This is a genomic window from Nonomuraea sp. B12E4, from assembly GCF_039871825.1.
Classification (GTDB): Bacteria; Actinomycetota; Actinomycetes; order Streptosporangiales; family Streptosporangiaceae; genus Nonomuraea.
Genome location: NZ_JBDPME010000010.1, coordinates 64656 through 85344 on the forward strand (window position 1 = coordinate 64656; position 20689 = coordinate 85344).

At 71.7% G+C, this 20689-nt stretch carries 23 protein-coding genes; 14 read left to right on the plus strand and 9 right to left on the minus strand.

Annotated features, from left to right (window positions below; genetic code table 11):
* Nucleotides 1-133: 133 nt before the first annotated feature.
* A complete protein-coding gene (locus ABGB18_RS23160) occupies nucleotides 134-769 on the plus strand; it encodes a DUF2306 domain-containing protein (protein WP_347697656.1) in 636 nt (211 codons plus the stop codon).
* Nucleotides 770-788: 19 nt separating this feature from the next.
* Here ABGB18_RS23160 and ABGB18_RS23165 read toward each other — a convergent pair whose 3' ends face one another.
* Nucleotides 789-1445: a response regulator transcription factor gene (locus ABGB18_RS23165; protein ID WP_347697657.1), complete on the minus strand. Its 657-nt coding sequence runs from the start codon at nucleotides 1443-1445 to the stop codon at nucleotides 789-791.
* A complete protein-coding gene (locus ABGB18_RS23170; RefSeq protein WP_347697658.1) occupies nucleotides 1442-2581 on the minus strand; it encodes a histidine kinase in 1140 nt (379 codons plus the stop codon). Before ABGB18_RS23170 ends, ABGB18_RS23165 begins: the two co-directional genes overlap by 4 nt.
* A gap of 183 nt (nucleotides 2582-2764) precedes the next feature.
* On the opposite strand from ABGB18_RS23170, the gene ABGB18_RS23175 reads away from it, so the two are divergent.
* Nucleotides 2765-3127: a nucleotide pyrophosphohydrolase gene (locus ABGB18_RS23175; RefSeq protein ID WP_347697659.1), complete on the plus strand. Its 363-nt coding sequence runs from the start codon at nucleotides 2765-2767 to the stop codon at nucleotides 3125-3127.
* Between the two features lie 100 nt (nucleotides 3128-3227).
* Nucleotides 3228-6437, plus strand: a complete 3210-nt coding sequence (locus tag ABGB18_RS23180; RefSeq protein ID WP_347697660.1) for a BTAD domain-containing putative transcriptional regulator — start codon at nucleotides 3228-3230, stop codon at nucleotides 6435-6437.
* On the opposite strand, the gene ABGB18_RS23185 is transcribed toward ABGB18_RS23180, so the two are convergent.
* A complete protein-coding gene (locus ABGB18_RS23185) occupies nucleotides 6424-6915 on the minus strand; it encodes an SRPBCC domain-containing protein (RefSeq protein WP_347697661.1) in 492 nt (163 codons plus the stop codon). The two genes, ABGB18_RS23180 and ABGB18_RS23185, sit on opposite strands and share 14 nt — an antisense overlap.
* Nucleotides 6916-6985: 70 nt before the next feature.
* On the opposite strand from ABGB18_RS23185, the gene ABGB18_RS23190 reads away from it, so the two are divergent.
* The 4 genes from ABGB18_RS23190 to ABGB18_RS23205 all read left to right on the plus strand — a co-directional run bounded on the left by ABGB18_RS23190 (nucleotide 6986) and on the right by ABGB18_RS23205 (nucleotide 9514).
* Nucleotides 6986-8200, plus strand: coding sequence for an amidohydrolase family protein (locus ABGB18_RS23190; RefSeq protein WP_347697662.1), 1215 nt, complete (start codon nucleotides 6986-6988; stop codon nucleotides 8198-8200).
* Between the two features lie 196 nt (nucleotides 8201-8396).
* Nucleotides 8397-8567: a hypothetical protein gene (locus ABGB18_RS23195; protein WP_347697663.1), complete on the plus strand. Its 171-nt coding sequence runs from the start codon at nucleotides 8397-8399 to the stop codon at nucleotides 8565-8567.
* Nucleotides 8567-8824 (plus strand): hypothetical protein, encoded by a 258-nt coding sequence (locus ABGB18_RS23200; RefSeq protein WP_347697664.1) that lies wholly within the window; start codon nucleotides 8567-8569, stop codon nucleotides 8822-8824. Before ABGB18_RS23195 ends, ABGB18_RS23200 begins: the two co-directional genes overlap by 1 nt.
* A gap of 9 nt (nucleotides 8825-8833) precedes the next feature.
* Nucleotides 8834-9514 carry a helix-turn-helix domain-containing protein gene (locus ABGB18_RS23205; protein WP_347697665.1) on the plus strand — a complete coding sequence of 227 codons (681 nt, stop codon included), beginning with the start codon at nucleotides 8834-8836 and terminating at the stop codon, nucleotides 9512-9514.
* Here ABGB18_RS23205 and ABGB18_RS23210 read toward each other — a convergent pair.
* Together ABGB18_RS23210 and ABGB18_RS23215 are read right to left on the minus strand one after the other, a co-directional pair.
* Complete coding sequence (locus ABGB18_RS23210) at nucleotides 9501-10151, minus strand: alpha-ketoglutarate-dependent dioxygenase AlkB (RefSeq protein ID WP_347697666.1); 651 nt, start codon at nucleotides 10149-10151, stop codon at nucleotides 9501-9503. The two genes, ABGB18_RS23205 and ABGB18_RS23210, sit on opposite strands and share 14 nt — an antisense overlap.
* Before the next feature lie 39 nt (nucleotides 10152-10190).
* On the minus strand, nucleotides 10191-10958 hold the full coding sequence (locus ABGB18_RS23215) for a 2OG-Fe(II) oxygenase (protein ID WP_347697667.1): 768 nt from the start codon (nucleotides 10956-10958) through the stop codon (nucleotides 10191-10193).
* 123 nt (nucleotides 10959-11081) lie between these two features.
* Here ABGB18_RS23215 and ABGB18_RS23220 point away from each other — a divergent pair, with 123 nt between their 5' ends.
* A complete protein-coding gene (locus ABGB18_RS23220) occupies nucleotides 11082-11894 on the plus strand; it encodes a lysophospholipase (RefSeq protein ID WP_347697668.1) in 813 nt (270 codons plus the stop codon).
* A gap of 1 nt (nucleotide 11895) precedes the next feature.
* On the opposite strand, the gene ABGB18_RS23225 is transcribed toward ABGB18_RS23220, so the two are convergent.
* From ABGB18_RS23225 to ABGB18_RS23235, 3 genes are read right to left on the minus strand one after another with little or no spacing between them, the layout of a single operon-like run.
* Entirely contained in the window at nucleotides 11896-12411 is a 516-nt protein-coding gene (locus ABGB18_RS23225) for a hypothetical protein (protein ID WP_347697669.1), read from the minus strand.
* A gap of 28 nt (nucleotides 12412-12439) precedes the next feature.
* On the minus strand, nucleotides 12440-12637 hold the full coding sequence (locus tag ABGB18_RS23230) for a hypothetical protein (protein ID WP_347697670.1): 198 nt from the start codon (nucleotides 12635-12637) through the stop codon (nucleotides 12440-12442).
* A 25-nt stretch (nucleotides 12638-12662) separates the two neighbouring features.
* Nucleotides 12663-14309, minus strand: a complete 1647-nt coding sequence (locus tag ABGB18_RS23235; protein WP_347697671.1) for a CocE/NonD family hydrolase — start codon at nucleotides 14307-14309, stop codon at nucleotides 12663-12665.
* Between the two features lie 123 nt (nucleotides 14310-14432).
* On the opposite strand from ABGB18_RS23235, the gene ABGB18_RS23240 reads away from it, so the two are divergent.
* Both ABGB18_RS23240 and ABGB18_RS23245 read left to right on the plus strand, forming a co-directional pair.
* Nucleotides 14433-15221, plus strand: coding sequence for a TIGR03086 family metal-binding protein (locus tag ABGB18_RS23240; protein WP_347697672.1), 789 nt, complete (start codon nucleotides 14433-14435; stop codon nucleotides 15219-15221).
* Between the two features lie 658 nt (nucleotides 15222-15879).
* Nucleotides 15880-16668 (plus strand): IPT/TIG domain-containing protein, encoded by a 789-nt coding sequence (locus ABGB18_RS23245; RefSeq protein WP_347697673.1) that lies wholly within the window; start codon nucleotides 15880-15882, stop codon nucleotides 16666-16668.
* Between the two features lie 149 nt (nucleotides 16669-16817).
* On the opposite strand, the gene recQ is transcribed toward ABGB18_RS23245, so the two are convergent.
* Nucleotides 16818-18632: a DNA helicase RecQ gene (gene recQ, locus ABGB18_RS23250; protein ID WP_347697674.1), complete on the minus strand. Its 1815-nt coding sequence runs from the start codon at nucleotides 18630-18632 to the stop codon at nucleotides 16818-16820.
* 123 nt (nucleotides 18633-18755) lie between these two features.
* Here recQ and ABGB18_RS23255 point away from each other — a divergent pair, with 123 nt between their 5' ends.
* The 4 genes from ABGB18_RS23255 to ABGB18_RS23270 all read left to right on the plus strand — a co-directional run bounded on the left by ABGB18_RS23255 (nucleotide 18756) and on the right by ABGB18_RS23270 (nucleotide 20688).
* Complete coding sequence (locus ABGB18_RS23255; protein ID WP_347697675.1) at nucleotides 18756-19046, plus strand: hypothetical protein; 291 nt, start codon at nucleotides 18756-18758, stop codon at nucleotides 19044-19046.
* 183 nt (nucleotides 19047-19229) lie between these two features.
* Nucleotides 19230-19424 (plus strand): SDR family NAD(P)-dependent oxidoreductase, encoded by a 195-nt coding sequence (locus ABGB18_RS23260; protein WP_347697676.1) that lies wholly within the window; start codon nucleotides 19230-19232, stop codon nucleotides 19422-19424.
* 28 nt (nucleotides 19425-19452) lie between these two features.
* Nucleotides 19453-19698, plus strand: coding sequence for a type B 50S ribosomal protein L31 (locus ABGB18_RS23265; RefSeq protein WP_347697677.1), 246 nt, complete (start codon nucleotides 19453-19455; stop codon nucleotides 19696-19698).
* 189 nt (nucleotides 19699-19887) lie between these two features.
* The gene (locus ABGB18_RS23270; RefSeq protein ID WP_347697678.1) at nucleotides 19888-20688 is read left to right on the plus strand and encodes a DUF3040 domain-containing protein; all 801 of its coding nucleotides are present in this window, start codon (nucleotides 19888-19890) and stop codon (nucleotides 20686-20688) included.
* The last annotated feature ends 1 nt before the right edge of the window (nucleotide 20689 follow it).

A 20689-nucleotide genomic window follows, 5' to 3' on the forward strand; every position in this document is an offset into this window, starting at 1 on the left:
TCCCGCCAGTGTGTGCCGGACCTGCGCGAACGCTCAACGGCCGAAAGTACGATCCCCTCGCCCGCCGATCGGCCATCTGAGTCCGGCCGTTCTGGGGATGAGCGGCCGCCGTCCCGTTCGTCACGATGCCTCCATGACTGGAGCGAAGGCGGGCTGGCGGGTGCCCGCGGGGCTGATCGCGCTGAGTGCCGTACCGGTGATCGCGGGGGCCGTCCGGCTGACCGAGCTGGCCGGAGGGCCGCAGGTCTTGGAGAGCGACGCGCGGTTCCTGGCCGCGCCCCTGCCCGTCGTGCTGCACATCCCCGCCGCCGTGTTGTTCAGCGTGCTGGGCGCGGTGCAGTTCGCCTCCGGGTTCCGCCGCCGGCGGCCTGGGTGGCACCGGGCCGCCGGGCGTGTACTGGTGCCGAGCGGGCTGGTCGTGGCGCTGTCCGGGTTGTGGATGGCGTTGTTCTACGACCGGCCCGAGGGCGACGGCGATCTTCTGGCCGGCTTCCGGCTGGTGTTCGGGACGGCCATGGCGGTGTCGCTCGTCCTCGGCCTCGTCGCGATCCGGCGGCGGGACGTCGCCCGGCATCGTGCCTGGATGACGCGGGGCTACGCGATCGGACTCGGCGCGGGCACGCAGGCGGTGATCCAGGTGCCCTGGGCCATCGCCGCCGGGGAGCCGGGCGGGCTGAGCAGGACGCTGCTGCTCGGCGCCGGCTGGGTGGTCAACGTCGCCGTGGCCGAGTGGGTGATCCGCGGGCGACGCCGCGCCACGCCGGGCTGAGCCCGGGTCGGCATGGCGGTCACGTGCGGATGCGCTTGGTGGCGTACGCCCACATGGCGATCTCGACGCGGTTGCGGACGCCGAGCTTGGTCATCAGGCTCGCGATGTGGCTTTTGACGGTGCTGAGAGAGATGTGCAGCTCGTCGGCGATCTCGCTGTTGGTCCGCCCGCGCGCCACGGTCGCCAGGATCTCCTCCTCACGCTCGGTGAGCGACTCGATCGGCTGCACCGGCGGCGTGGCCTGCCCGGCGTGCGCGAAGGTCGCCAGCAGCCGGGCGGTGACGCTCGGGGCGATGAGCGCGTCGCCGTTGGCCGCGGCGCGCACCGCCTGGCCCAGCAGATCCGGGCCCGCGTCCTTGAGCAGGAAGCCGCGGGCGCCGGCCCTGAGGGCGGCGTAGACGTACTCGTCGAGGTCGAACGTCGTGATGACGACGACCGCGATCGGGTCGGCGACGGCCGGCCCGGCGAGGGTGCGGGTGGCCTCGATGCCGTCGACTCGCGGCATGCGGATGTCGAACAGGCAGACGTCGGGACGCAGGCGCCGGGCGAGCTCGACGGCCCGTTGCCCGTCGGCGGCCTCGCCGACGACCTCGATGTCCGGCTGGGCGTCGAGGATCATCCTGAGCCCGGTACGCGCGATCTCCTGGTCGTCGGCGACGATCACCCGGATGCTCATGTCACCGCTCCGGCCCGGGGGAGGACGGCGGTGACGGTCCAGCCCCGGCCGGGGTTCGGGCCGGCCTGGCAGGTGCCGCCGAGCAGGCCGGCGCGCTCGGTCATGCCGAGGAGGCCGTATCCCTGGGGGGCGGCCTGACGGGCGGAGGCCGCGTCGCCGTCGTCGCTCACGTGCAGGTGCACCGAGTCGTCGTCGGCGGCCACGCGTATTTCGATGCGGGTGGCGTGCCGGGCGTGCCGACGGGCGTTGGTGACCGACTCCTGGGCGATGCGGTAGATCGCGGCCCCGATGGACGGTGGCAGGTCGTCGAGGTCGCCGGACAGCTCCACGTTCACCTGCGGGCCGACGCGGGCCTGGTCGGCGAGCCGGGCCAGATCGGCGATGCGCCGGCCGGGCGGCGGCTGCGCGGGCCGGTCCCGGCGCAGGAGGTGGACCATGGCCCGCATCTCCGCCAGGGTGCGCGAGGCCTCGGCCTCGATCACCCGCAGCGCGTCGATCGCGGCGTCCGGATGCGCCGCCGACATGGCCAGGCCCGCCTGGGCGCGGATCGCCATGGCCGAGACGTGGTGGGCGACGGTGTCGTGCAGATCGCGCGCGAGCTGCTCGCGTTCGAGCAGTTTGACCTGGTCGAGCTCGCGCATCCGCGCCCTGGCGCGGAAGCGGAACGCCGCGCCCAGCGCGACGGCGGAGAGCATGACGCCGAACGCGGCGATCGCGTCGGGAGGGGTGAGGCCGTAGCGGGCGATCGAGAGGAAGACCGCGGCGAACATGATCATCAGCCCGGCCACGGCGGCCTGCCCGGACCCCCACCGGATCAGCGAGTAGACGATGAGCAGCAGATAGGCCATCGTGTACGTCTCCACCCGCACGCCCCCCGTCACCAGCGGGACCAGGCTCGTGGTGACGAAGACGACCACCAGCATCGGCAGCGGCCGGGTGCGCCGCCACAGCAGCGTGAACACCAGCGCGACGGTGACGGTCACCGCGAGGGGCCGCCACGGGAGGTCCGCGCGCAGCAACCCTTCGAGCGCGGCGACCGGCACGAGCACCCCGACGAGCGCCCAGTCCCGCCACACCCGCCGCGGCGGGTTGGGGGGCGGCGGCTCGTTCCACACGGAACGAAGAAGGCCGTGCACACAATCATGCTACGGGAGCCCGGCCCGGCTGGGACGGCCCAGCGGTGGGGCGGTCGCGCGGTGGGTCAGGCGGCCGCGAGGAGCTCGCGCAGGCGGGTCGCGTACGCGCGGGGATGGCTGGTGTACAGCTCAACCCCGTTCACCCCGGCAACTTACCGATACGGGTCGGTAGGGTCGGGTGGCGTGACGACGGAGTTGGAGCACCTTGCCGCACGACTGCGGGAGTTCGCGCGGGTCAGGGAGTGGGAGCGGTTTCACACGCCGAAGAACCTGGCGATGGCGCTGGCGGGCGAGGTGGGGGAGCTGGTGGCGGAGTTCCAGTGGCTCACCGCCGAGGAGTCCGGCGATCCCGACCCGGACACGCTCGCCCGGATGCGTACGGAGCTGGGCGACGTCACCCTCTACCTGGTACGGCTCGCCGACGTCCTGGGCGTCGACCTGGTGGAGGCGGCGCACGCCAAGATCGACGACAACGACCGCCGCTACGACGCCGACCTCTACCGGGGCTCGGCCAGGAAGGCCCCCCGGTCCCCACGCGAGCCGTGACGCAGCCGCGGCTTATGTGCGGAGCGTGACACGGCCGCCGACGGCTGCGCCGCGCGGAACGTCATGTCCTTCGCGGGCTCGGCCGCATAGGGTGACGGACATGCGTTTTGGGGTGTTAGGTCCGCTGGCCGTATGGACCGACGCGGGGGAGCCCGTGACGATTCCCGGGCTCAAGGTCCGGGCCCTGCTCGTGGACCTGCTCGTCCACGAGGGTCATCCCGTGTCCGTGGACCGGCTGGTCGACGACCTGTGGGGGGAGGAGCCCCCGGGCAACCCCGCGGGCGCGCTTCAGGTGCGCGTCTCGCAACTGCGCAAGGCGCTGGAGGACGCCGAATCCGGTGCGAAGAACCTGATCGTCTCCCGTGCCCCCGGCTACCTGCTGCGCCCCGACGAGGGGGCCGTGGACGCGGCCCGCTTCACCGCGCTGCTGTCGCGGGCCGAGGCCGCCGACAGCCCCAGGACCAGGGCGGGACTGCTGGCCGACGCGCTGGCCCTGTGGCGGGGGCCGGCGTACGCGGACTTCGCCGACGAGGAGTACACCCGGTCGGCCGTCGTCCGGCTGGAGGAGCAGCGGCTGTCGGCGCTGGAGCAGCACGCGCAGGCGCGGCTGGAGCTGGGCGAGCACGGGTTGCTGGTGGGCGAGCTGCAGGACCTGGTGGCCCGGCATCCGCTCAGGGAGCGGTTGCGGGCCGTGCACATGCGGGCGCTCTATCGTGCGGGCCGCCAGAGCGAGGCCCTGGCCGGGTACGCCGAGTTGCGCGAGCGGCTGGCCGAGGAGCTCGGGCTGGACCCCGGGCCGGAGCTGGTCGCGCTGCACCAGGCGATCCTCGGGCAGGACCCGGCGCTGAGCGTGCCCGCCGAGCGGCCCCTGACGAACCTGCCCGCCTCCGTGAGCAAGCTCATCGGCCGGGACGAGGCCCTGGCCGAGGTGTGCGCGCTGGTCGGGGAAGAGCGGCTGGTGACGCTCACCGGCACCGGCGGGGTGGGCAAGACCCGGCTGGCGCTGGAGGCGGCGAGCCGGCTGGTGGACGGGTTCGCGGACGGTGCCTGGCTGGTCGCCCTGGACCAGGCGTCCCGCGCCCCGGTCGAGGCCGTCATGGCGGCGCTCGACATCAGGGAGGACGCCGCCACCAAACCCCCTTCCGGCGAAGCCCGGGTGCCGGCCGGGCAGTTGGCCGCCGCGCTCCGGCCCAGGCGGATGCTGCTGGTGCTGGACAACTGCGAGCACGTCGTGGAGCAGGTCGCCGAGCTGGCCGAGGTGCTCCTGCGGGCCTGTCCCGGGCTGCGCGTCCTGGCCACCAGCAGGGAGCCGCTCGCCGTGGCCGGCGAGGTGCTGTGGAACGTCCCGCCGCTCGACGTGCCCGCCGTCGCCGACCTGGCGACCATGGCCCGCGCCGACGCCGTCAGGCTGTTCGTGACCAGGGCCGCCGCCTCGGCGCGCGGGTTCGCGCTGGAGGCCGGCAACGCGGCGGCGGTCGCGCAGGTCTGCCGCCGGCTGGACGGCATCCCGCTGGCCCTGGAGCTGGCCGCGACCCGGGTACGGGCGCTCGGCGTGCAGGGCGTGGTGGCCCGGCTGGACGACAGGTTCCGGCTGCTGGCCGCCGGGCAGCGCGGCGCCCCGGCCCGCCAGCAGACGCTGACAGCGGTGATCGACTGGAGCTGGGACCTGCTGTCCGACGCCGAGCGCCGCGTCCTGCGCCGCCTGGCCGTGCACGCCGACGGGTGCACGCTGGAGGCCGCCGAGGCCGTCGCCGCCGAACCGGACCTGGACGTGCTCGACCTGCTGGCCCGCCTCGTCGACCGCTCGCTCGTGGTCGTCGTCGCCGACGGCCCCGCAGGGGTCAGGTACCGGCTGCTCGAATCGGTGTCGGAATACTGCCTGGCCCGGCTGGCGGACGCCGGCGAGCTCGACCGTGCCCGCCTCGCCCACCTGGGCCACTACCTGGCGCTGGCCGTACAGGCTGAGCCGGGACTGTACGGGGACGGGCAGCGCGACTGGCTGCTGCGCCTGGACGCCGAGGCCGGGAACATGCGGGCGGCGCTGGACACCGCCGTGGCCCGGCGGGACGCCGGCAGCGCGACGCGGCTGGTGAACGCGCTGGCCTGGTACTGGTTCCTGCGCGGCAGGCTGGCCGAGGGCAGGCGGGCGCTGGAGACGGCGCTGACGGTCGAGGGGGAGCCCGTCCCCGGCCGGGCGGTCGGGCGGGAGCCCGTGCCTGGCCGGGCGGTCGAGCGGGAGCCCGTGCCTGGCCGGGCCAGGACGGCGGCCTGGGCGGCAGGGTTCGCGCTCACTCTGGGCGAGGACGTCGCGTGGCAGGCCGCGCTCGACGGGTTCGACGACCCCGGCGAGCGGGCCAGGGCCGAGTTGTTCATCGGCTGGCACCTCAGGGACATGCCGACCGGGCAGGAGCTGACGCGCCGGGCGCTGGCCACGTTCCGGGCCGTCGGCGACCAGTGGGGCGTCGCGGCCGCCCTGGCCAGGCAGGCCAGGGACGCGTTCACGGTGCGGGACACCGAGGCGCTGGAGCGGGTCGGCGAGGAGAGCGCGCGGCTGTTCACCGAGCTGGGCGATCGCTGGGGCCTGCTGCAGGCCACCGGGTGGCTGGCGTCGCTGGCGGAGATGGCCCACGACCCCGAGCGGGCCAACCGGCTGTTCGGCGAGGGGCTGCGACTGGCCGAGGACCTGGGGTTGTGGCCGGAGGTCGCCACCCGTACCGCCTGGCTGGGCTGGATCGCGATGCAGGCCGGCGACTACGACCGCGCCATCGAGATCTGCGAGCGCGCCCTGAGGCTGGCCGTCAGCCAGGGGTTCAGGGAGGGCGCGGCCATGTCGCAGATGGGCCTGGCCTTCTCCGCGCGCCGGGCCGGACGGTTCGACCTGGCCGAGACACACCTGCTGAGCCTGCTCGACGGGGTGCCCCGCGACCCGGACGTCGAGCCGTCCCTGCACCTGCCCTCCACGCTGGTCGAGCTGGGACTGCTCACGCAGGCGCGCGGCGACGCGGCCGCGGCCATGGAGCTGCACCGGGAGGCGATGGCCGCGGCACACAAGATCGGTGACCCCAGGACGCTGGCGTGGGCCGTGTTCGGCGCGGCCGCCGCCGCCGGGGCGACCGAGCGGGCCGCCAGGCTGCTGGGGCTGTCCGTGGCCGGCAGCGAGGACAACGAGACGTTCTTCGGCCCGTCGGAGCGGCAGGACATCGAGCGTGTCACGGCCGGGCTGCGGGACGCGCTGGGGGACGAGGCGTTCGAGAGGGCGTACGAGGAGGGCTCCGGCTACAAGCTCGACGACGCGCTCACCCTCCTCTGACCGCCGGACCCGGCTCGCGGTCCCGGACGTGTTCGGCCAGGCGGTCGAAGAACTCCACCCAGCCCGCCCTGGCCAGCTCGGCGTGCTGCCGGTCGGTGTTGACGCCGTACTGGTGGAAGCGCATCTCCGTCCGGCCGGCCACCGCCGCGAACTCGATCGTCACCACCGACGCCGGCCCCTCGCCGGGGTCGTCGGGGTCGCCGGTGGTGAACACCAGCCGCTCCGGCGCGTGCACCTCCCGGTACGTGCCGTCCAGCGTCACCTCGAACCCCTCCTCGCCCATCAGCGTGGCCCGCCACACCCCGCCCGGCCAGGCGTCCAGGGTGATCCGGCCGACCGGCGTGGCCAGCATCCGGAGCCGGAACCACCGGGAGAAGCGCTCGGGTTCGGTCCAGGCGGCCCACACCTGCTCGCGGGGCGCGTCGAAGACGCGGATGAGCTCGTAGGCGGCGGTCGGGCGCCGCGTCGTGTCCTCCATGGCCCAACGGTGCGCGGCGGTGCTTACGATCCCCTTCTCGCGGCCTTAAGCCGCGTGGCAGGCTGAGCCCATGAGGATCATTCGTGCCGCGAAGGTGCTCACCGGACGTCCAGGAGAGGTGATCGAGGAGGGCGAGGTTCTCATCGACGGCCCGAAGATCGTCTCGGTCGGGCCGCGGGGCAGCGCGGGCGAGGCGGCGGAGATCGTCGAGCTGCCCGGCCACACGGTGCTGCCCGGGTTGATCGACGCGCACGTGCACCTGGGGTTCGACGGCAGGGTGGATCCCGTGACGCGCCGGAGCGCCGAGAGCGAGCGGCACCTGCTGCTGCGGATGGCCGAGAACGCCCGCAAGCTCGTCTCCGCCGGCGTCACCACCGCCCGCGACCTCGGCGGGCGCTCCTTCCTCGACCTGGAGCTGCGCGACGCGATCGAGGAGGGGCTGGCCGTCGGCCCGCACCTCGTGGTCGCCACCAGGCCCATCACGATCACCGGCGGCCACTGCTGGTACATGGGCGGCGAGGCCGACGACGAGCCCGGCATCCGCCGGGTGGCCAGGGAGAACCTGCGGGCCGGGGCCGACTGCCTCAAGGTGATGGCCTCCGGCGGCCTGATGACCCCCGGCGCGCCGCCGAGCTGGGTTCCCCAGTACAGCACCGAGCAGCTCCGGGCGGTGGTGGAGGAGGCCGCCACGCGTGGCAAGGGCGTCGCGGCGCACGCCCACGCGCACGCGGCCATCCGCAGCTCGATCGAGGCGGGCGTCACCACGATCGAGCACTGCACGTTCTTCACCCCGGCGGGCCACCGGTACGACGCCGAACTCGCCGACAAGGTCGCCGCCAGCGGGACGTACGTGTGCCCCACCGTGCACGGCTCCGTCGACCGGATCCGCGAGGTGCACGGGACGGAGATGCTGGAACAGTGGCTGAACGGGGTCGCGGCCATGCGCGCGGCCGGGGTGCGGCTCATCGCGGGGACCGACGCCGGGTTCGCGGTCGCCGGCATCGCCAACCCGGTGGACGCCTTCGTGGCCGGGCTGGAGGTGTTCGCGCAGATCGGGTTCGGCAACGCCGAGATCATCGAGATGGCCACCGTGCTGGCCGCCGACGCCTGCGGGGTGGGCGACGTCACCGGCACCCTGGAGGCGGGCAAGCGGGCCGACCTGATCGCCGTCGCCGGAGATCCGCTGGCCTGGCTCGCCGACCTGCGCGACCTCGCACTCGTCCTGGTGTCGGGGCGTTCCGTCACCCAGACCGGCGTGGACACCGTGACCTCGTCCGTCGGCTGAATCCGTCGGCTGAATCCAAGAGGGAAGTGCTCATGTCGCCCTGGTCCGCCGAACTGGCCGGCCGCCTGGACCACAACGTCATCGACAGCGCCCTGCTGCGCGGCAACCCGCTGGGCGATCCGCACCGGCGGCCGTTGCTGTCTACGTCCCGCCGGGCTACGACGACGCGCCGGAGCGCCGCTATCCCTCCGTCTACGTGCTGCTCGGCTACGGCGCCATGGTGAGCGCCATGCTGGCGCCCGACGTGTTCGGGGCGCTGGCCACGCACGCCGGGGACGCGCTGTTCGAGGTCTCCAACCGCGGGTCGTTCCCCGTGCCGGCACGCCGGCTGTGTGGCGGCGGTGGCTGGCCCGCGATCCCGTCGTGATGGCGGGCGAGCCGGGTTACGCCGAGGCGCTGCGCTCGATGTGGGCCATCTGGGTGGACGCCGGGAGCAAGGACGAGTATTTCCTGGACTTCGGCGCTGTCGCGTTCCGCCGGGCGCTGGAGGCGGCGGGCGTACCGGACGAGCGCATCTATTTCGAGCTATTCCCGGCCGGGCACGGCGCCATCGAATACCGCTACCCGCTCGCCCTCGCGTGGCTCGCCCGCCGCTTGGCCCGTCAGCCCATCCGGGACGGTTAGGCTGCCCCAATGGAACTGAAGGACCAGGTACGCGAGCTGCGGCTGCAGGGCCGGTCGCCCAAGGAGATCGCCAGGGCGCTCGGGGTGTCGCCCTCGGTCGTGGCGCCGCTGGTGCGGGCCATCGCCGCGGAGACCGCCGGGGCCGGCGAGCCCGAGGTGGTGGGCTGCTGGATCAACGTCGGCTGGAGCGAGGGGCTCACCGTGGACCCCGCGCGCGGGTGGGTGGACGAGAAGCCGGACGCGGGCGGGGGCGGCATGGTGAGCGTGCTGCTCGCCCGCCGCCAGACGTGGGACCGGATGACGGTCTGCGGCTATCTGGCCGACGTCTACTGCCTGGGTGTGAAGAAGGCGGTCGGTCCCGACGCGCTGAACGACCGGGACCTGCGGCGGTTCCGCGAGTTCTTCTTCGGCGAGTACGCCGGCTGGCAGGACGCGCCGATCGAGCTGGCCAGGGAGCTGGTGTTCGGGTCGATCGACTACGCGCGGACCCTCGGTTTCCCGCCGGAGGAGGCCTTCGAGACCGCCACCGGCCTGCTCGGCGCGCGGGAGGGGGATCCGGCGATCACCTTCGGCCGCGACGGCAGGCCGTTCTACGTGCAGGGGCCGGAGGACGATCCGGACAAGGTGCTGTGGATACTGCGTCGCACGCTGTCGGATGAGGAGTTCGACGTCCACATCACAGACCCGTGACCCGCATCGTGATGTTCAGCCGGCCCGCCGCCAGCCCGGTGGCGGGGTCGCCGGTGCCGGGATAGACCTTCGGCACGCCGTGGTAGGCGTAGCGGGACGGCCCGCCGAAGACGAACAGGTCGCCGGAGGCGAGCTCGACGTCCGTGTACGGCCGGCCGCGCGTCCCGGTGTTGCCGAAGCGGAACAGGCAGGAGTCACCGATGCTCAGCGACACCACCGGGGCGCCGGACTTTTCGTCCTTGTCCTGGTGCATGCCCATCCTGGCCTGGCCGTCGTAAAAGTTGATCAGTGCGGTGTCCGGGTCGTAGCCGTCGCCGGAGCCGTAGGCGCCGGCCAGGGCGCGGCGGCCGAGGTCGGCGAGCCAGCCGGGGAAGCCGGCCACCTGGCGGCCGTTCACGTCGTGGGCGACGCGGGTGTACCTGTACGGCTGCCAGTGCCAGCCCACGCACACCGTCTGGACCGACATGACGCCGCCCCGAGGGAGCACCGTGTGCCTGATCGGCACCGGGCCCCTCGCCCACTCGCGGCAGGCTTGAACGAGGTGACGCTGCTCGTCGAGGTCGAGCCAGCCCGGCACGTGCACCGCGCCGGGCGCGATCTCCCGCCTTGGCCGGTCGCCCCCATCATGCTGGGCCATGCCGTCCAGTCTCCTCCCTGTCTCCCTTCGGCGGGTACGTCACTGCGCGTCGTGCAGGACCAGGCCGAGCGTGTGCCGCAGCCCGGATCGTACGGTGCTGACGCCGTGCCGCACCGGAGAGGCCGACCATCCGCGCGAGGAGCGCACCGGCCGGTCGCGGGTGGTGAAGACCAGCCCGCGGCCCTGCTCCAGCAGGGTCACCGTGCCCCGGGACTGGGCCCTCGGCCGCTGCTCGACCAGCAGGAACTCGCCGCCCGTGTAGTCCACGCCCGGGCGGTCGAGCCCGATCACGACCTGCAGCGGGAACACCAGGTCTCCGTACAGGTCGCGGTGCAGGGCGTTCCAGTCGTTCGCGCGGTAGCGGAGCAGGATGGGGGTCGGCCTGGTCTGGCCGGCCCGGTGGCACATGTCCAGCCACTCGCCGAAGTCGTCCGGCCAGGGCGCGGGCCGGCCGAGGCGGGCCGCCCAGTCGCGGGCGATCGGCAGCAGGCTCGGGTAGAACGCCGCGCGCAGGCTCTCGACCAGCGGGGGCAGCGGCCGGTTGAAGTACCGGTACTGCCCGGCGCCGAACCGGTGCCGTTCCATGTCGATGGTGGCGCGGAAGCGGCCTACCTGGTCGTACCAGCCTGAGATTTCCTGACATTCCTCGGAAGTGAGGATTTGCGGGGTGAGTGCGCACCCGTGGGCGTCGACCTCTTTCGCGAGCGCCGCCCAGTCGCAGGCGGCGACCCGCGCCCGGCCCTCATCCTGCGGCTCGGCCTGGGTCTGCCCGCCCGGTGGGCTGTCGGTCGTGGCGTGAATCTGCATGTCTGCTACAACACCGCCAGGCTGCGAAAAGTCAGCGGTTTTCGGACATCGTGGCGGTCCGCCGGTGGACGATCAACTGGCGCGCGTCGTACGCTCACCGCAATTTCTAACGAGGGAGTGAGCATGGCGGAGTCACGCGAGCACACCTTCACCGGCACCAGGGGCCGCAACACGGTTCGCGCGTGGCCGCATGACCGGCCGCGTTACGTGGCCGTCCTGGTGCACGGGTACGGCGAGCACATCGGCCGCTACGAGTACGTGGCGGACCGGCTCGTCCGCCATGGCGCCGCCGTCTACGGGCCCGACCACATGGGCCACGGCAGGTCGGACGGCGACAGGGTGCACATCGAGGACTTCGAGGACGTGGTCACGGACGTGCGCTCCGTGGTGGAGCACGCCAGGGCCGAGCACCCGGGCGTGCCCGTGGTGGTCATCGGCCACTCGATGGGCGGCCTCATCTCCACCCGCTACGCGCAGCGCCATGGTGACGACCTGACCGCCCTGGTGCTGTCGGGCCCGGTGATCGGCGAGTGGGAGGTCCTGACCACGCTTCTGGCGTATGACGAGCCGCCCCACACCCCCATCGACCCCGCCACCCTGTCCCGCGACCCCGTCGTGGGCACCGCGTACGCGGAGGACCCGCTGGTGTGGCACGGCCCGTTCAAGCGCCCCACCCTGGAGGCGCTCGCCACGACCCTCGCGGAGATCGCCAAGAACGGCCGGCTGGGGGCGCTGCCCACGCTGTGGGTGCACGGGGCCGACGACGCGCTCGTCCCGCTCGCGGGCAGCCGCACCGGAATCGAGGCCACCAAAGGTACGAACCTGACGGAGCGCATCTATCCGGGCGGTAGGCACGAGGTGTTCAACGAGACCAACAAGGACGAGGTCCTGGACGACGTGACGACGTTCATAGACCGCGCCCTGCCCCGCCTGTGATCTAACGATCGGGAAGCCGGGCGTGACCCTCGTGCCCGCTAACGGACGGGAAGCCAGACGTGGCCCGAGCCGCGCGTGCGGGTGAGCTGGACCTTCCAGCAGCCGGCCTTCGGGAGACGAACCCCGTGCCCCACTCGTCGCCGGGTCGCCGCCAGGTCGATCCTTCGTGCTCCTCCGGGCCCCAGAGCCGCCTGGCGGCGGTCCCGTCGGGGAGCGTGGCCTCGATCCGCAACGGCCCCTCACCCGTCATCCGCCACACGATCTTGGTCTGCTCGCCCCGCTTGATCGGCGGTGCCCCGATGAACAGCAACCCCCACAACTCGGCGTCCCGAGCCGTTCCCCGCACCTCCGGGAACCCCGCGCCCATGAGCACCTGAGTGCCGTCGCACCCGGCCTTGGCGACCACCGGAGCCGGCGTGGAGCCGGCGGCAGAGCTCCGGGACACGGCAGGCGCCTCCCCAGCGCATCCGGCCACCAGTACGACAAGGGTGACCATCCGAACCATCGGCACTTTCATCGGACCTCCTTGCCCTGACTACTCCCGATCAGGGCAAGAGGTTCCGGGAGCCGGACGGCGGCAGGTCAGTGAGCTCGAACCGCCCGGCGATCTGTTCGATCAGCGGCAGGTGCTCCTCCCACGTGGTGCTTCCCATGCCGAAGATGAAGGCGGCGTTGCCGCGTACGGCGAAGTAGTCCCGCGTCCGGTAGATCTCCGCCCCCTGGCTGAACGCGCACAGACCCAATCGCGCCGCCTGGTCACCTGACGAGCTACCGGCTCGTCGTGTCCTGATCGCTGTCCAGCACGGGCAGTGTCACCACCGACGGACGCCCGGCGTCGTGGAACACCTCGAACCGCGTGGTACGGGTCCGCACCGCCCGCCCCACCGGCTCCCCGGTCCCGTGATTGCGCGCGAACCGGGGAAACGCCCCGCCCGCCACCTGCACCCGCAGTCGATGCCCGCGTTTGAACCGGTATCCGGTCGGATGCAGCTCGATCTCGGCCCTGACCTCCCCCACCTCCTGGGGCAGCCGGACGATGCCGTCCGTGACGTTGCGCGAGGCCCCGGACGGGTCGACGTCGCACAGCCGTACGAAGAGGTCGCCGTGGCCGGTGTCGGTGCGCACGTACACGGACGCCGTGACCGGGCCGACCAGGTCGAGGTCGCGGGGGAGCGGGTCTCCCGTGTAGACCAGCACGTCGGAGCGGAGCTCGATGCCCCGGTTGCCGCGCTGCTTCGACAGCCGCACGTCCAGCAGCGGCCCGCCGGTGGAGCGGGTGGGATGCGCGGGATCGTACGTGAACGTGGCGGGGACCGTCCCTTCCGGCGGCGCCTCCCAGCCGAGCCCGCGACCGGGCAGCAGGAACAGCGACGTGGGCGTCGACCGCGCGGGCGGCCACTGGTCGAAGTCCAGCCACCGATCGGCCCGCTGCAGATAGAGCCGCACGGGGGAGCGGTGTGATCGGTCGGTGTGACCGAGCAGATGGGCCGACAACCATGACACCTGATCGACCAGCAGCGCCCGGATCGCACCCAGATCGTGCCCCCACGGCCCGATCACGATCCTGCTGTGCCGCCCCGCCTCCCGCAACGCCACGAAGTCGCGTAACTGCGCGGGCAGGAGCAGGTCCCACCACCCGGTGACCATACTGGTCGGCGTGGTCAACTTGGCCACTGCGGCGTTGTTCTCGGTGCCGGACCAGAACTCGTCCCCGGGTTCGGCATGAGCCGCCACCTCACGCATGAACGGCACCTTCTTGCCGATCGCCGCCACGTCGGACGTGCTGATCGGCACGTGCGCCATGGCCCGGCGCAACCGCCGCTGCCGCCTCGGGTCCGGCAGCAGGCCGCCCAGCCGTACCTCCTCCTGCGTGCCGATCAGCGCGGACCAGGTCAGCAGGTTGTGCAGGGCGAGCACTCCGCCGGGATAGAACAATGTGGTGAACTCGCTGGCCGTGACCCCCAGGCACATCGCCTCCAGCGGCGGATCGAGGTAGGGGCCGACCGCCCACTGCGTGTACCCCAGATAGCTGACCCCCGTCATCGCCAGCCGCCCGTCGCACCACGGCTGCTCCCGCAGCCAGGCGGCCGTGGCCAGCCCGTCGTCCCGCTCCTGATGGAAGGCCGAGAACCGCCCGCCCGAGCCGAAGGTGCCCCGGACGTCCTGGACGAGCACCTGCATACCCCGCCTGGCCAGCACCTGCGCGAGGCCCTTGGCCAGGAGCCGGTGCTTTCCGTACGGGGTGCGCACCAGCACCACGGGCAGCGGCCCGGCGCCGCGCGGGCGGTAACGATCGGCCACCAACACCACGCCGTCCGGCATCGGCACGGACAGATCACGGGTGACCTCGACCGCGGGCGTCGTGGCCTTCGGAAGGCCGAGGAAACGGTCGAACAGCCAACTGAGCACGCTCATGGCAGATCCTTTCGCTCCGTTCCCAGCGTACGGTGATCAACCGGATCGGCGCCGCACCAGGAAGTCATCCCGCCCCCGATGACTTTTCACCCGCAGGCGGGTCCTCATCCACGAGGAGGCGATATGAGCGAGCGTGAATGGACCACGGCCAAGGACGCGAACGACTCCCCCCAACCCCGTCCCCACCCATCGAGCGCCTGGGGGCGTGCGCGGCCGCAAGAGGCAAGCTCCTGGGGCCGCGGACAGGCCTCCGCCGCGCGGCCGGATGGGCGCGAGCAGGTGCCGGCTGGGGGAGCGGGTGACTGCGGACGGGCGACGATCGCGGGTGCGGCCTTGCTGGAACGCGCGATCGACTACACGCTCGGCAGCCTGCGCATCGTGACCCCGGATGCCCTCTGCCACACCACACCGTGCGCCGACTGGAACCTGCGAGAGCTGCTGGACCACATGAACGACACGCTCCAGACGCTCAACGAGGCAGCCACAGGCCAGATCGCCCCATACCCGAAGTCGATCCGCGCCCACGGCGCCAACCCGGCTCTCGCCCTCCGCGACGGCGCCAGAGACCTGCTCGGCCACTGGGCGGCAGGGCTCGCGAACGACCTGATCTCCATTGCGGACCGCCACCTGACAAGCCCGATGGTGGCCGCGATCGGCGCGATCGAGATCACGGTGCACGGTTGGGACATCTCAAAATCCTGCGGTGAGCACCACCCGATCCCCCCGTCCCTGGCCGAGGAACTCCTCGACCTGGCCCGCCTGTTCATCACCCGACGGGACCGCCCATCCAGATTCGCACCCCAACTGATGATCCCCCCACGCGCCCCCGCCCAGAACCACCTCCTCGCCTACCTCGGCCGCGACCCCGGCTGGCTTCCCACCCCAGACCCGGCCGGCTCCCGCCAACCCTGACCCGCCCAGCTCCCCTCGACCCCAACCAGCCTCCCGGACCCCAACCCCACCCGGCTCCTCACCCTTGGCCGGAACTGGCCGCCGCCCTGACCAGCCAAAACCCCCCACCTCGTGAACCGAGCCCCCTCCCCATCCCGCATTTCCCGCCCACACGCCGTACGATCATCCTGTACACCCAGCCAGACCAGTCATCCATCCGCACATCTCCGCCGAAACCCACAGGGGCCCGGCCGATACGCTGAGAAGTGCGAAGCGCCCACCGGCTACGACCCCCGATCACAGCGCCAGGGGGATGAAACCGTCCGGCCCGGTCAGCGGACGCCCAGGCCGACAACCGCGACCAGGCCGCCCGACGTGGTGGCGACGACCGTTCTTCGTGCGGCCGTCGCCACCACCACGCCAGCGCAGCGGCGAGGTCGGATCTTCGCGCTCGTTCGGCTCTGGCATCGACTCAGACGCCAGGCCGGCACGGTGCTGATGACGTCTCACACGCCGGCGACCCCCGCAGGCTACGGTAACTCATAGCAATCGCTCGATTACTTTCCATGTTTGTCGGGTATATCTGGATCGCTGAGGCTATCCCGGGCCGCCGTCCCCCAGCCGACCGCGCTCCGGCCAGTTCTCAGCCCCCTTCACACTGCGTTGAAAGGAGCGCAAGGTGCCCCCACCCCTGATCACCTCGCTTGCCGCCGGACCGCAAGGCACCAATCAGGGCAACTCCGGCCAGACCCTCACCATTGATGGGGCTGGTCTCACCGGCGTGACGCATGTCAATATCGGCGCCAGGGCAGTGCCCGTCGCCACCCCGCCTTCGGAGGCGACCGTCACCTGCGTTCTACCGTCTGGCACCGGGATGGTGCATGTCACCGTCACCGGACCCAACGGGACCAGCAACCCACTTCCCTTCTACTACATCGCCCGCCCGATCATGATTTCTGTCGCTCCCTCCTGGCAGGGGGCGGAAAATCCATCGAACATCACGGTCTTCGGTCACCGTTTACTGACCGCCAACCAGGTGCTCATCGATGGCGTCACGGCCACGTTGATCACGCCCACGACCGACTCCCAGATCAGCGTTAGTCCCGATCCCATCCCTCCGGTCGGCGCCGTTCCTTGGCTCCAGATGAAGGACGTGTCCATCCGCACCGCCGGTGGCACGGCAACCCTGCCGGACGCCCTCACCTTTTTCGACCCCCCGTCCATCGAGTCCCTGGCCCCCGACACCGCCTTCGCCGGCACCCAGATCCAGATCCGTGGCACCGCCTTCGTGAGCCAGACCATCAGGGCCCACTTCGTCAGCGGCGACACGCAACGCGATGGGACGATCGTGTTCGGCTCCAGCGCGCAGCTCGTCGTCACCGTCCCTTCCGGCCTGACCGGCACCGTCGACGTCCATGTCGACACCCTTGGTGGGCACAGCAACGCGGTGTCCTTCACCTACCGGTAACTCTCCAGGTCCACCTGTGAGATGGGCGGGGACCAACTCCGGTCTGTGTCGGCTGGCACCTCACGCGACGCGACCCGCCCTGGCCGCACCGCCTCCGGCCCGCGCCAAGTCCATGATCGGCACCTTGCCATCCACAGGCGGCCAGGCCTTCAGGTGTCCTCGCGTAGCGTCTCCAGAACCTGCTCGCCGTATTTCGCCAGTTTGTTCTCTCCGACCCCGTTGACCTGGCCCAGCTCCGCCAGCGAGGTCGGGAGCATGGTGGCGATCTCCCGCAGTGTCGCGTCGTGGAAGATGACGTAGGCGGGCACCCCCTGCTCCTTCGCCGCCCCCGCTCGCCAGGCCCGCAGGCGCTCGAAGACCGGGGCGGCCTCGGGGGACAGCTCCGCCGCCTGGGTCGCCTTGGCAGAGCCGGTGGTGGACTTGGCCCGGGCCGGACGCATGGTGTCGCGGCGGAGCAGGACCTCGCGTTGGCCGCGCAGCACCGCCGCGCTGGCGTCGGTCAGCACCAGGGTCCCGTGGTTGGACTCCACCGCCAGCAGGCCCTGGGCCAGGAGCTGGCGCACCACCCCGTGCCACTCCGCGTTGCCCAGCTCCGACCCCACCCCGAACACGGTCAGCGTGTCGTGGCCGTGTTGCAGCACCTTGGCGGTCTTCTTGCCGAGCAGGATGTCCACCACCTGCCCCACCCCGAACTTCTGCCGCCGCTCCCGGGCCAGCCGCAGCACGGTCGAGAGCACCTTCTGGGCGGGGACCGTGCCGTCCCACGACTCCGGGGCGGTCTGGCAGGTGTCGCAGTTGCCGCAGGGCTCGGAGCCCTTCTGGCCGAAGTAGTCGAGCAGCATCGCCCGGCGGCAGCCCACGGTCTCGCACAGCGCCAGCATGGCGTCCAGGTGGAGCACCTGGCGGCGGCGGTGCGCCTCGTCGCCCTCCATGGCCATCCGCCGGTGCTGCACCACGTCCTGCAGCCCGTAGGCCATCCAGGCGGTCGCGGGCAGCCCGTCGCGCCCGGCCCGCCCGGTCTCCTGGTAGTAGCCCTCCACCGACTTGGGCAGGTCGAGATGGGCGACGAAACGCACGTCGGGCTTGTCGATGCCCATGCCGAAGGCGATCGTGGCCACCACGATCAGCCCGTCCTCCCGCAGGAAGCGGGCCTGGTGCAGGGCACGAGTACGGGCGTCGAGCCCCGCGTGGTACGGCACCGCCGCGATGCCGTTGTCCGTCAGGAACTCGGCGATCTTCTCGACCGACGACCGCGACAGGCAGTAGACGATGCCGGACTCGTCCGGGTGCTCGGTGCGCAGGAACTCCAGCAACTGCCGCTTGGGCTCGCTCTTGGGCGTGATGCGGTAGTGGATGTTGGGCCGGTCGAAGCCGGCGACGAAGTGACGGGCCTGGTCGAGGCCGAGCCTGGAGGCGATCTCGGCGTGGGTGGCCGGGGTGGCGGTGGCGGTCAGGGCGATGCGCGGCACCTCGGGCCAGCGCTCGCGCAGCTCGGAGAGCGCCAGGTAGTCGGGGCGGAAGTCGTGTCCCCACTGGGCCACGCAGTGGGCCTCGTCGATGGCGAACACGGAGATCTCGCCCTTGGCCAGCAGCCGCATCGTGGCCTCGACGCGCAGCCGCTCCGGCGCGAGGTAGAGCAGGTCGAGCTCGCCCGCCAGGAACTCGGCCTCCACGAGCTGGCGCTCGTCGAAGTCCTGGGTCGAGTTGAGGAACCCCGCCCGCACGCCGAGCGCCCGCAGCGCGTCCACCTGGTCCTGCATGAGCGCGATCAGGGGCGAGATGACGATCCCCACGCCGGGGCGCACCAGGGCGGGGATCTGGTAGCAGAGCGACTTGCCGCCGCCGGTGGGCATGAGGACGAGCGCGTCCCCGCCGCCCACGAGATGGTCGATGATCTCCTGCTGACCCGCCCTGAACGAGTCGTAGCCGAACACGCGGTGCAGAACCTCGGTGGGGGTATCCATGCGGCTACCTTACGTGTTCGCGGGCGGAAGTATCGCCGGTTCGGCAGCGGGTTCGCCCATGGCGATAGGCGTCCCGGCCGGCGCCCCAGGCCCCCGGGTGTCGTGGGAGGCTGCGGTGCTCCCATGCTCGCACAACGCCGGTCAGGCGGGCGCTTCCCCGGCCCGATCGCGCCGATCGCGGGAGGTCTGGTCGCGTGGGTCGCCGGCGGTCTGGTCGCGTCGATCGCCGGCGGTTCGGTCGCCGGCATCACCGCCGTCATCAGGCCGCGCCCGCCCCGCCGGTCGAGCTGGCGCCCGATGGCGGGGGCCGCCAGTCCGGACACCGGCACGGCCAGCGTGATCGCCCCGGTGAGCTGCGTGACCCCGGTGTCGAGGTCCCGGGATATCGGCGGAATGAAGACAGAAAAAGCGTAATAAAGAATGCCGTATCCGGCTGTTTGGGTGATCGCGAGTGCGCCGATCAACCGGGTGGGCGACTTCAGCTCGGTTGTAGCGATCACGCCAGAATAGTTCCCGTTCATCTCCCGGAAATACGGTGATAAATGTCACTACGGATGGCCGGAATACCGGGAATTGCCGCACCATAACGTCGGTCTCATGACTCTTTCCTATGTGGTGACCGGCGGCGGGCGTGGTATCGGAAAAGCCGTGGTCGAGCGGTTGCTCGGCGAGGGCGGCACCGTCGTCGCCGTCGAACGCGACCCGGACGCCCTGGCCTGGGCGGGCCCCAGGGTCAGCCCGTTGGACGGCGCGCGTACGGTGCTCGGACTCGACCCCGAAGCGCGGGAATGAAAACCGTTATCGCTCGGTTGGAGGGGGCATGAAGAAGAACCTGCACCCCGCGTACCGGCCGGTCGTCTTCCGCGACCCGAGCGTCGGATTCGCCTTCCTCACCCGCTCGACCCGGACCAGTGGCAGGACGATCGAGTGGGAGGACGGCAAGACGTACCCGGTCATCGACGTGGACGTGTCGTCGGCCAGCCACCCCTTCTACACGGGCCGTGGCCGCATCCTCGACACCGCCGGCCGCGTCGAGCGCTTCAAGCAGCGCTACGGCAAGCGCTGAGCACACCCCGGACCAGGGCAGCGCACGGCAAGATGTGACACACGCTGCCATCGCCCCTGTCCGCCCGGCTGACGGGTACGAACCGTATCCTCGTCGCCGGCGCGGGCGGGGGCTTCGACGTTCACGCCGGCCTGTCCCTCGCCCTGGCCCTGCGCGAACGAATCGGGCCTTGGCACGCCGGCCGAGGACATGGCGAGCCTGGCCGCCGTGCACGGCCTGGACGTCCCGGAGAAGGTCGTCGCCTGCCTCGGCTTCGGTGTGGACGCCTTCCACGGCGTCAACCACACGCAGGTGCTGGAGAACCTCGCGGCGCTGGAGCGCGAGGGAGGATACCTGGGCGCGTTCTCGCTGTCCAGGGCCACCGGACCAGGGTCTCTTTACCTGGACGCGGTGGCCCACGCCCGGGAGGAGACACCGGCCCATCCCAGCATCGTGCACGGGTCCATCGCGGCCGCTGTACGCGGCGAGTTCGGCGACGTGCGTTTCACTGACAGGACCCGGGGCAGCGAGTTGTTCATCAACCCTCTCATGTCGATCCATTTCGCCGTCGATCTCGACGCGCTGGCCAGGCGCTCGCTCTACCTGGATCGCATCGAGGACACGGTGCTGATGCGGCAGATCGCCGCCGTCATCGAGGCGTTCCGCGAGGAGGTGACGCCGCGCCCGCCAAGGCGTTCCCGCACTAGCGCGGGCATGCTCGGGCTACTCATGGGTAACGCAGGCACCGGCGTGAGAGCAATGGTGATCGCGATGAGTCTCACTGGAAGGGAACGCCGCATCCTCGCTGAGATCGAGCTGGCTCTCGAGCGGGAGGATCCCGAGCTGGCCCAGCGTGTCGCGGCGATCAACAAGATCGAGTCTGACGGGAACGCCTTCCCCCATGCCTGCGGCGACCGATTGCGCATGTGGGCCCTGGCCCACGTCTGGATGATCTTCTCGGTCGGTGGCCTGCTGATCGTCCTGCTGCTCCTGGCCGTACTGACGACCTGAA